Source organism: Streptomyces sp. NPDC003016 (genome assembly GCF_053591455.1).
In genome coordinates this window covers 1-10,674 of the sequence record NZ_JBSFTV010000081.1, presented here as the reverse complement: position 1 = coordinate 10,674, position 10,674 = coordinate 1, and the positions used below count along the sequence as shown (strand labels likewise).

Annotated in this window: 6 protein-coding genes and 3 pseudogenes; 3 read left to right on the top strand and 6 right to left on the bottom strand. The window is 66.3% G+C overall.

The window, feature by feature from the left end; genetic code table 11:
• Positions 1-189: 189 nt before the first annotated feature.
• Together ACWDZ4_RS34675 and ACWDZ4_RS34670 are read left to right on the top strand one after the other, a co-directional pair.
• Positions 190-1,023, top strand: coding sequence for an SDR family oxidoreductase (locus ACWDZ4_RS34675; RefSeq protein ID WP_451512364.1), 834 nt, complete (start codon positions 190-192; stop codon positions 1,021-1,023).
• Positions 1,024-1,173: 150 nt separating this feature from the next.
• Positions 1,174-1,455, top strand: a pseudogene (locus ACWDZ4_RS34670) (transposase); the annotation flags it as partial.
• A gap of 77 nt (positions 1,456-1,532) precedes the next feature.
• Here the strand turns inward: ACWDZ4_RS34670 and ACWDZ4_RS34665 are convergent.
• Positions 1,533-2,253, bottom strand: a pseudogene (locus ACWDZ4_RS34665) (IS6 family transposase).
• Between ACWDZ4_RS34665 and ACWDZ4_RS34660 the strand changes: the two are divergent.
• Positions 2,243-2,713, top strand: a complete 471-nt coding sequence (locus ACWDZ4_RS34660) for a hypothetical protein (protein WP_451512363.1) — start codon at positions 2,243-2,245, stop codon at positions 2,711-2,713. The pseudogene ACWDZ4_RS34665 and the gene ACWDZ4_RS34660 sit on opposite strands and share 11 nt — an antisense overlap.
• Before the next feature lie 686 nt (positions 2,714-3,399).
• Here ACWDZ4_RS34660 and ACWDZ4_RS34655 read toward each other — a convergent pair.
• From ACWDZ4_RS34655 to ACWDZ4_RS34635, 5 genes and pseudogenes are all read right to left on the bottom strand, one after another.
• Positions 3,400-3,962 (bottom strand): annotated as a pseudogene (locus tag ACWDZ4_RS34655) (transposase); the annotation flags it as partial.
• A 79-nt stretch (positions 3,963-4,041) separates the two neighbouring features.
• Positions 4,042-4,626 carry a hypothetical protein gene (locus tag ACWDZ4_RS34650; RefSeq protein WP_451512362.1) on the bottom strand — a complete coding sequence of 195 codons (585 nt, stop codon included), beginning with the start codon at positions 4,624-4,626 and terminating at the stop codon, positions 4,042-4,044.
• Positions 4,627-4,682: 56 nt separating this feature from the next.
• Positions 4,683-5,105, bottom strand: coding sequence for a hypothetical protein (locus tag ACWDZ4_RS34645; protein WP_451512361.1), 423 nt, complete (start codon positions 5,103-5,105; stop codon positions 4,683-4,685).
• A gap of 110 nt (positions 5,106-5,215) precedes the next feature.
• Entirely contained in the window at positions 5,216-8,947 is a 3,732-nt protein-coding gene (locus ACWDZ4_RS34640; RefSeq protein ID WP_451512360.1) for an SGNH/GDSL hydrolase family protein, read from the bottom strand.
• 738 nt (positions 8,948-9,685) lie between these two features.
• A complete protein-coding gene (locus tag ACWDZ4_RS34635) occupies positions 9,686-10,513 on the bottom strand; it encodes a hypothetical protein (protein ID WP_451512359.1) in 828 nt (275 codons plus the stop codon).
• Positions 10,514-10,674 lie beyond the last annotated feature (161 nt).

Genomic DNA, 10,674 nt, shown 5'->3' with positions numbered 1-10,674 from the left:
GATGATTGCTGCACGTGCCCGGTTCCCCACCACACAGACCATGATCAACGATCAAGGCGCCGACGCGCCACCGCCAACCATGCACGAGCTCGTTAGCAGCGCGAATGACCAAGGGTTTCCTTGACCTGAAGCGTGATTGAGGTTCTAGCGTGTCGTCTGGTTGATCATCTGACGACGGGAGATACGCTCATGATCCTCGTGACCGGAGCCACCGGAAACATAGGCAGTGCCCTGCTGAAGGAACTGCACGCACGCGGTGTCGGGCCGCTCAGAGGGCTCACGCGTGATGCCGCACGGGTCGTCTTCCCCAAAGGGGTGGAAGCCGTGGAGGGCGACTTAGCGGAGCCGGCGTCGTTGAAGTCCGCGCTGGACGGGGTGCGCTCGCTGTTTCTTGTGTCGCGTCTGGGCTCGGACGCCGACATCCTCGAAGCTGCCCGGCAGGCGGGTGTGGAGCACGTCGTGCTGGTGTCGTCGATTACCGTCCAGACTAACCCCCGCCTCGGCCCTGCCGGCGAGAACCTGGCGGTGGAGCAACTGCTCAAGGCAAGCGGCATGGCCTGGACGATCTTGCGGCCGACGCAGTTCGCCTCGAACGCCCTGATGTGGGCGGCTTCCATCCGTGGCCACGAGACCGTTCGCGCGCCGTATGCGGACATCGCGCTGCCAACCATCCACCCTGCGGACATCGCGTCGGTGGCACGGGTGGCACTGACCGAGCCCGGCCACCAGGAGCACACATATGCCTTGACCGGTCCAGAGCCGGTGACCGCCCGGCAACAGGTCGAGGCCATCGCGGCAGCACTGGGCCGGGAGGTGCCCTTCGCCGAAATCAGCCGCCAGGAGGCCCACGCACAGATGGCCGCGGCCTTCGGGGCCGAGGCCGCGGACGCGGTGCTCGACGTCACGGGCGGAGACGTGAACGACGAGTTGCTGATGGTGCGCGACACGGTTTCACAGGTCACTGGAACGCCGGCCCGCCCGTTTCAGCAGTGGGCTTCAGAGAACGCCAACGCCTTCCATTGAATCGCCTGAGCCTGAGTAGGTTGATCCGTATTCAGGTACTCAGGTACTCAGGTGTGACATCCAGGAGTGCGCCGGCGCCTGGCGTGACGTCGGTCTTCAGGACCCGGTTGTGGTCTTGAAGGCTGACGTTGTCGTTTGGGGTGGGTGTCGATGTCGATGCGTCCGATCAGGGGTGGGGAAATCCCTGCGGAGACGATGCGGGTGGCCAGGGCGGCGTTCCCGAAGGGGAGCCTGGCGATCCGGCTGCCAGATGAGCTGGGCGTGCTGTTCCGGGACGAGCAGTTCGCGGATTTGTTTCCGGCCCGGGGGAAGCCGGCCTGGTCACCGGGGCGGCTTGCGCTGGTGTCGGTGCTCCAGTTCACGGAGGGGCTGCCGGACCGGCAGGCGGCTCTGGCGGTGCGGGGCCGGATCGACTGGAAGTACGCCCTGGGGCGCTGTCACGTTGTTGGCTGCGCAAATTTCTGACGATGCGTCAGGGCGTGGTGGGGACCGGGGTTTCGGGCGGGTGCTCAGGCTTCGGCGGGCTGGCCGGCGGCGCCGGTGGCCTGGCCCCAGATCGCAAAGCGGATGGTCATCTTGGCTCGGTAGTGGGCGGCGGCCATCAGGTGGCGCCGGGGCCGGAAGTGCGGTGAGATGCCGCTGAATGCGGACAGGAACCGCTGGGCCCCGCCGGTACTACGGAAGCCCTTCATCGCGCGTTCACGCTGCCGGGTGGGCTGATGGGAGTTCTCGGCCCGGTTGTTCAGGCCCTTGTGGGCACGATGCTCAACCGAGGGCATGACCTCGCGGTGAGCCGCCCCGTAGGAGCGCAGTTTGTCGGTGACGATCACTCTCGGCACCGAGCAGGTCTTCTTCAGCAGTTTGTGGAAGAACCGCCTGGCCGCAGCGGTGTCCCGCCGGTTCTGGACCAGGATGTCGAGCACGTTGCCGTCGGCATCGACGGCCCGCCACAGGTACTTCCGCTCTCCGTTGATCTTGATGAAGACCTCGTCCAGGTGCCACCTGTCGCCCGGCTGCACACGCCGACGGCGCAGCCCGTTGGCGTAGACCTGCCCGAACTTCGCACACCAGCGGCGGACCGTCTCATGGGAGACGAACACGCCGCGCTCCAGCATCAGCTCCTCCATCTCACGGAAGCTTCAGCGGGAAGCGGAAGTACAGCCACACGCAGTGCGCGATGATCTCCACCGGGTACCGGTGCCCCTTGTACGACGGCGGCGTGCTGCCCACGGACGACCCCTCCCACCATGACCAACCAGAAGATCATCCCACCCGGTCAGTCAACGTGACAGTGCCGCGGCGGCTTCTACCGGCACAGCTACGGCGCCTGGCCACAGCGCAGCACGGTGAGAGCGACCGATGGCTCGCCGCCGCCCTGGGCGAACGGCATCCGGAGAATGTGCGGCTGATCGACTCGCACGGTTACCCGGATGATCCCGATGATCCCGAGTACGACATGGGAGTGGACGGCATGGCGCTGTCGAGCACGGTGCCGGATGCGGCAGGACGTCGGCTCGTGCTGGGCGGGTTCCTCATGGGAACCGTGACGACCCTGGCAGCAGAGATCCAGCAGGACGGCAAAGTACTGGGCAATTGGAGTAAGGACGTGAACGCTCTCCTGCCCAGCGCGCGGGTTGCCCTGCAGCGCATCACCGACGAGGTGCAGGCGGCCTACACCAAGCTCCCGTAGCACGTACAGATCACGCGGGACAGCCAGTCGGGCGCGTCTTTCCAGCCGGAGCGGGACCTCCGGCACGGGGGACCCAGAGGTCCCCGGTGGCTGCCGCATGCGGCCGGCGGCAGCCACCCGAGCGCAGCCGTGCGCATGCCCGGGGTGCGGTAGTCCGTCAGGTCGGTGTCACCGAGAGGGTGCACTGCGGACGGCGGTAGGTACGTGGTCGATGGCACGGAGCAGGTCCGTCTGGTCGGTGTGAGGTCGTGGCCGGGTTCGCGTAGCCCTTGGCGGTAGGTGCGTTTGTCGCCGGGCTGGGTGGTTGTTCGCCACGGCTGTGGCGCAGGCGGGCCTGCTGGTAGTGGCGAGGTCCCACAAGGCTCCCGGGTTGCTCCGCCGCTTCGGGAGGGCCGCGGACGGAGCGCTGTCCGACCCGGAGGCTCTGGCCAACAAGACGCGAGCTGTTCACGCGGCGCGTCGACTCGCTGGCGGGAAGCCTGGAACCGCCGGAGCGGTCCGCGCCTGTGATCCTCTCAATGAGACTGCAAGTCCTCTCAGATTGTGCAGTAGCGCAGGTCACGCACGGATTCACAGCCGTCTCAGCGGCCCGATGCCATCTTGATCATCTTCTCACTTTTTGCTGCTTCCTAGCTCACAGCCATGATCAGAACAACTATGACTGCAGTTTCACTGAGGCGACATACCCAGAGCATGGCCTGGCCGGTCAGGGCGAGCATCCACCTCCATCCCGGGAGGTGCAACGCGATCTGGGCGATTTCGAGCCAGATGCGGTTCTGGGCGGTGTGATGCAGGGGCAGGTTCCGCAGCCCGGTGGCCCGGGCAGCTGGGAGGCGGCCCGCGGCCCGGGCCTGCAGGCGGTGACGGAGTTCGAGGTCGGCGGCCAGCCAGCCGGTTGTGTTGGTGGCGAAGCAGAACTGCCGCAGCCGTCCGCGCCGGTGAGCCTCAACTGGGCTCATGGGTGAGACTGTCCTTTGCGGATGATCAGCCGTGTGCCCTTCGGCTAGCCGGCCAGGACATCGCCGGTGAGTTCGGCGACCCAGGCACGGTCCCGGATCTCGCCGTCCGGCTCGACGGCCGGTGTCCAGGCCGACGCCGGGACCTTTGGCACGCGGCTGTGGATCGCGTCGGTGATCACCATGCCGACCAAGTAGGACAGCCACGCTCCCGCTGGGCGAGCAAGGTGACGAAGCCGTGGGTGCCGGCCAGCAGAGTCGGTGCGGATCAGCGTCTGCTGTTCACACCGGTAGTTGGACACCACTCAAGGTGTGGCGAAGCCCATCTTTTCCTCTCCCGAGCCCTATTACTACCGCCGCTGAGACTCTCTGTCATCGTGAGACTCGGTAGTAGTCGGCCGGCGGCAGGGCCAGTGCGAACACCGTGCCGTAGCGGCGGCGGATACCGCCCAGGCTCGCCGCTGGAGGCTCGCACACGAACCGGTAGGCGTTGGCCGGCTGTAGGGGCGCTGGGACATGTGAGCCTGGGTGATCCCAGGTAAGGGTGTGCCCCGCATGGGCCATTTCACCTCGTCTGTCCTCGTGGGTGTTGTCGTGGGTGAAGGGGATGCTGGACAAGGCATGCTCACCAGCGGCGAGGATTTCGGTGATGGTCTCGGCTGGGGACATCGGGGAACTGTAGTAGGCCGTCAGACGCATCCAGCAGGCCACCCGGTAGGCAGGCTTCACCGGATTGAACAGGTCCCAGCCGGCCATGCCGCGGGTGTAGTGGTCCTCCACGGCCACAAGACGCAACACCAAGGGTGTGCTCTCCGCGTAGGCGTGGGCGATGGCTCGTAGCCGTGCCTCAGCAGTCTGCCGGGCCTGCTGCGCGGTGTCGCTTTCGGCGAGTCGGTGGGCTCTGTAGCGGCTGGTCGAGCCAAGAAGCGTCCACACACGGGCCACGACATTGAACATGGCGAGGAGCGGCCACGTCGCAGCACGCAGAACGAGAATCCTCATCGGGCGCCGAATCAGGAGGACCGCTCCTTGGGCTGTGTGCTGGCCGGCATGAGCCTGGCTTGCAGGAGCGAGGCCCCAGTCGCGGCGGCGGACTGGATGGCCACCCACAAGACGGCCTCCCACCGGCCCGGAGTAGAGTCCACGAGGTGTCCCGTGGTCATCGTGGCCCACACGTAGGCGCTGATGACGATCGCCAGATGGTTGCCGCGGACTCCGGCCAGTCTGACACCAGCCCACAGGGCGAAGGGTTGACAGATAATGCCTGCCGCGTTGGCGGCCAGATAGTAATGGATTCCCGCGAGGAGGCCGCGCGAGTTCTCGGCTTCGGTGGCGTGGTCGATCAGCGTGTACAAACCGCGTATCAGCCACCATGCGACGAGCGTGGCCGCGGCGGCCATGGAAGCCGTCTTCGCAGCCCGCACTAAATAGGTCATGAGCACGATCATCTACCTGTCGACTGGTGGACTGCTATCCGTACAGCTACTCAACTCGAAGTGTTCTGGGGCGCCGCATCGTACGGCGCCCCAGAACTCGTAGCCGGCTGTTACCGTGCGAGGGCGTCCTGGAACGCCTTTGCGTAGTGCGCCGTTCCGGGGACCTTGGGGTGGAACGACTTCATCGAGGGCCCCTTGTCGTCAGCCCTGGAGTGCCCGGTGACGACGATGCCGTGAATCGTCTCCGGGTCTCCGCAGATCGCCTGCCCGGCGAACGCAGCCCGCGGGTCGGCGAACACCGCATACGAGCCGGTGTCGCTGACGGCCCCCTTCATCTCCGTGGCGACGACATCACCCATCTGGTTCAGCCACGGCGCCTCCTCGCTACCGATGCCGATCACGCACGAGCCGCTCTTCTCCAGGAGCCTGGGGTAGCCCATGAGCACGATCTTTGCGTTCGGCGCCTTGTCGTGAAGTGCCCTGAGCGTCTTCACCAGGCGGGGCCGGATGACGTTGTGCGCCCATGCCGGCAGCCAGTCCTTCAGCGCGGGAGTGTCGGTGTCGTATGCCTGCCCAGTGTCGGGACTGCGGGCCTTGATTGACCCGTTCTGACACACATCAGAAATGGCCGTGATGCACTTTTGGATGACGTCAGCGAACGCCATGTCGTTACCGCCGATCGCCAGGGCGACCAGGGTGGTGTGCTGGTCCAGATAGCCCTGCTGAATCTGCGGCAGCTCCCCGGAGTCCGGTGTGATACTGAGCATGTTGTAGTGGCGGGCACCGGAGCAGGCGGTGAATTGAAAGTCCATCCTGGCGCTCCACGAGTCCGCCAGTTCTCCGACCGAGAGCTGTTCGCCGGGTAGGGCAGCGCGACGGGACCAGGCGTGCCGGGAGCGGTGGCAGGTGTTCTTCCACTTGTCACCCGACACCTTGTTGTAGTAGTCGGACTCCGGGTAGTAGTCGTCACCCTTTGGGTCGGAAGCTCCTTCACCGGAGGCGTAGGAGTCACCCATCCCGACCACCATGTGGTTCGGCTTGCCGGGAAGAGGCTGGAAGGCAACCGCGTCCCATGCGACGTCCTCGTCGGCGGTGCCGTCGGCGGTGGCGTTGGTGAGGGTGACCGTCGGCGTGCCAGTGAAGCGGAAGGCGCCGAGGCTGACCCACCGGTTGGCGCGCTGCTCGACGATGCGCGCCTTGCTGGTGGTGTCGGCGCCGCCGATCACGTACGCCGCCTGCCGGGTATGGGCTCCGGTGTCCGGGAGATGCACCAGCACACGGGCCCATTCGATGTTCTTGTCGAGGGTCCAGGTGCCCTTGACGGTCATCAGCCCGGAGTCCCCGCCGAGGTGCGCCGTATTGCGGGTGTGGGCGTACCAGAAGTGGCCGCCCTGCCCGCCGCCGATCTGGTGCAGGTCTCCCTTGGCCTGGTACGGGCCCAGGCCGGGCCCGGTCGCTGCCGGGTTGGGGTAGAACGTGAACTGGAAGTGCCCGGCGTCGGTGCCGCTGGACCCGCAGTTGCTGTAGGTGTCGATGTTGTCGGGCACGGATTCCACGACCAGCGCGCCGGCGGGGGCAGCGCTGCACTTCGGGGTGCCGTACTCCAACCGAGACCCGCGGCCCGGCTCCTCGCGCAGCGTGACGTACTTGATGCTCTCGTTGCCGCATTCGGCGGCGCAATCTGGCTTCCACGTCACGTTCGACCCGCGCCACCAGTACCGTTCGTAGCACTCCGCGTCGGGGCAGTCCGGCGGGCTGGCCGCGCTGCAGTTGTTGGTGGCGTTGCAGAACGCGTCCAGCGGCGGCTTCACCAGGTCACGCTGCAACTCGCTGACCCACCAGGCGGGCCGGAACCCAACGGAGGAGTACCCGGATTCGCCGGGCCAGTCCTGCCGTCCGTCGGTGGAGTAGGAGAGGCCGGTGTCCATGGACCAGGCGGACCAGCCCATCACCTTCTCCTGGTACGGCCAGTTCTGGGGCTTCGCGGCGTCCCGCGGGTCGGTCATGAACGGATGCCGCGACGGCGGGTAGAACGGGTTCGCGGGGTTGTTGTACCAGCCCAGGCCCCACGGCTTGCCGTCACCCTTGTTCGGGTTGAAGCCGAGGTTGTAGTTCCACAGCGCGGCGAACCAGTTCTCCGGCTTCGACGGGTCGTCGTTGTTGACGGTGATGGTCTGCCCGGCGGTGTGCACCTGGTTCCACTTGTCCGCGAGGATGTACATGGAGGCGGCGATGTTGACCGCGTAGTCCAGGGCGACGGCCTTCTGCTTGAGTGGAGGCAGGGACGTCTCGCCGGGCTTCTCGTGCCCGGCCAGGCGCATGCCGTCGGTGACCTGGCCCACGCCGTAACCGCAGTCCGAGTTCAGCCAGCGGATCTTCCAGTACTCCTCGGACGTTTCACCTTTGTGTCCGTAGAATCCGGCGATCGCAGCCTGCGGGTTGCCCATCTGGCCGGGGATGGCACCTCCTTCGGCCTGCCAGAGGTTCGACTCCTGCGCGAGCACACCCAGCAGCACCTGGGCGGGAATGCGGCCGCCGCCCTTCAGCGTCGGGGCAGGGAACAGGCCCTGCGGGTCGACGGTGCCCAGTCCGGTCTGGGTGCGCCAGCCTCCCTGTTTGATCCACTTGGCGCGCAGCTCGCCGCGGATCGCCATGTTCACGGCCCACTCGACCTGGTTCGGGGTCGGCTGCAGGGCGAGCGCCTTGACGTCGTTGCGGGGGATGGAGCACAAGCGGTCGGTGTCGACCGGGGTGGACGCCCGTGGGTCATCGGCCGCCATGGCCCGCCCGCTCCCGCCGGGTGCCGGGCGACTCGTGCCGCTGGTGGGGAGGGCGGGTGAAAAGGACTCCTTCCCCGTGGCGCTAGTTGTGTCCACCAGAGCCTGGGTGATCTTCTGACCGGTGGCGGTCGAGGTGCTCGTGATGGTCGGCGACCCGGCATCGTCCGCGGGGCCCTGGGCGCTTCGCCGGGCGGCCGACGGTTCGGCCTTGGTGAAGCCCTTCCCGGCATTCTGGATGTTGTCGAGACCGGCCCTCACACCCGGCATGAGGACCGGGTCGACGGCCAGCCGGCCGAGACTGGACACCTCGGCGTCCGCCGGAACGTTCAGTCGGGTCACCGCACTACCCGCCGGGCGGGTGTTCTTTGCCTGCCCGGTGAGGAACACTCGGCCTTCGGTACCTTGCTTGAGAGCGAGGTCTCCGAGCTTGCCAGACGCCAGCGTCGATGGTTTCCCGCGCTCGGTCCACAGCTTCGCGCGGGCGGTGTCACCCGTGCGGTCCAGGAACGCCACCCCGTCACGGGTGGGGCGGATCTGGAACGGAACGCTGTCTGCCCCGGCCAGGATGCGGGCCTTACCGGAAGGGCTGAGGCGAATCAGGTGCTGTCCCCGTGCGGCGACAAGGCCGCCATTCACGGGCACAGCAGATGTCACCTGCCCGTCCACGGAGGCGTCCGCGATGGTCTTGCCGCTGGTTGTCACGGTGACCAGGCGGGTCTTGTTGTCGCGGAACGCGGTGAACGCGGCAGTACCGGTCTCAGGGTTGCAGGTCGGGTCGAAGTAGGCCATCGACGCGGTGAACGGAAGCTTCGTCACCGTGCCGGTTTTCACGTCGACGATGGCGGTGAACGCGCCGCCCTGCATCAGGTCCGGCTTGTTGGCGAATGTGCGCGGCGCGTAGACGGCGGCCACGTGCTCGCGGTCCACCACGCACGCGTTCCCGATCCACGCGTCCGCCGGCAGGCCGGGCTCTGCGAGGGTGGCGACTGTCCTCCACTGGTAGGCGTCCTTGCTGTCCGCGACAAGGATCTTCAGCCCTCCAGAATCCGCCGCAGTGGTCACGGCCCGATCAGCAGAAGCCTTCCAATCTTTGCCGAGTCTCTTGCCTGGGTCTTGTACGCGGGCAGTTGGCTCCGACTGCTCGCTGCTCTCGGGTCCGGGCGATAATGGTGTGGGTGCTGCCATGGCCGGAACAGCCTGTATGAGCCCGGTCAGGACCGCGGTGGCTGCAAGGCCTGCGATCCCGCGTGCTCGTCTGGATATTCTCAACTCACTCCTCAAGTAGCGGACTTTCGGGTATGGATGAGAAACCGCCGCAGCCCTGTATAAGGAGGAGCAAACAGGGGGTGTTGCGGTCGACGGAAAGACGCCCTGCGGTTGGAATCGCCTCCAGGGGGACTCGAAGCTCACCAGCGCCCACAGGCATGCCCCGCAGTCCGCGCACTCCCGGATGGTCGGCTGTGACATGTCAGCGTCGCTGTGCGGCCTCGGCTCGGTCTTGGGCTGGGCGATCAAGCGGCTTGTGAGCACTGCCGCACTGAGCGCACCAATGATCGGGCGTACTCTCGGCATGACATCGCGCGAGAGCTGAAGGCACTCGTTGTCTGCCCATGACATCCGTTGGGCGAGGACACCGCTTGCCGCAGTCTGGTACAGGGCCCGGATTGGAAGGTCCCGCCCCGCGCTGAGGCGTGGGCGGGACCCGCACCAGGGTGACTTCGCTCTCAGGAGCGACGATCCGGGCTCATCCCCGGGCCCTTTCCGGGTGCGGATGACGACCGCCTCCGTAGAGTTCCTTGTCTAGAGGCCGGAAGCCTTGGCGGCCGCAGCCTTGTTGTCCGCCCTCACGCCATCCAGAGCGGTTTGGTTGGCCTTGATGGCTTGCTGCTGGAGGGGAACCTCGGTGTCGAACCAGACCTTCTCCACGCCATAGCGGTCCCTGCATGCGACATCGGCCGTTGCTGTGGCGATCTCCAGTTCCGTCACTTCGTGCGGGTCGGAGAAACGCGAGTCCTCGTTGGCATCCATCGGCTTCTCGTACGAGTAGCCCTTCGCCTTCATGCATGACGACCACTTGGCGAACACCGCAGTCACCTTGGGGTCTTTGGCCGCTTCCTTGTAGGCTTCGCCGTCGATCTTCTGCACCAAATGATCCGGCTGCGCTGCGGGGGCCTGTTCGTCGACTGTCTGGACGCAGTTCCTCAGAGTCCCCTCGTCCGCGCCGGAGGTGTCCACGGCGCCCGCTGAGAGAGCTTGGTCGTAAGCCTCTTGCTCGGCAGCACCCGGGTGGTAACCGCGTTTGGCCGCCTTCTCGGCGTCGTGGATCCCGTACCGCCAGTCCGTCAGCGTCTTACCGCCCAGAGTGGGCAGATCTGGAGCCGGATTCCACTTCTCATAACCGGCACTCTTCATACACTCGTCAATCAAACTGTCTCGCGCCCCGCTGATGAGCCGGGTCTCCGCCCTGGTCGGCATGTACGTCTCGATAGGCAGTCTCCACGTGGCGGGATTTCCCGGATCCCCGACGTAGGCCTTCGGCGCGGACTGCGTTGCTTGATCGGCCAGACTGGCCGGCAACGGCTTGCCGTTGCCCGACGGCGAGTTCGCCGGCCAACTCGCGATGACCACTGCTCCCACTGCAGCTGCCGCCAGGACCGGAGCTGCAACTTTGACGGCTGCCCTCTTACTGCTCACTGAGCCTTTTCCAACCTCAGGTTGAGGCGTGGTGAAGGGCGAGGACAGCCTTCAGGATGTCGGTGATGCGGTTGGTGCTGCAGCGGATTTTCCGC

Excerpts from the sequence above, each read along its gene's own strand:
- ACWDZ4_RS34675 (WP_451512364.1), top strand. The coding sequence starts at position 190 with ATGATCCTCGTGACCGGAGCCACCGGAAACATAGGCAGTGCCCTGCTG.
- ACWDZ4_RS34650 (WP_451512362.1), bottom strand. The coding sequence starts at position 4,626 with ATGTTCAATGTCGTGGCCCGTGTGTGGACGCTTCTTGGCTCGACCAGC.
- ACWDZ4_RS34645 (WP_451512361.1), bottom strand. The coding sequence starts at position 5,105 with ATGACCTATTTAGTGCGGGCTGCGAAGACGGCTTCCATGGCCGCCGCG.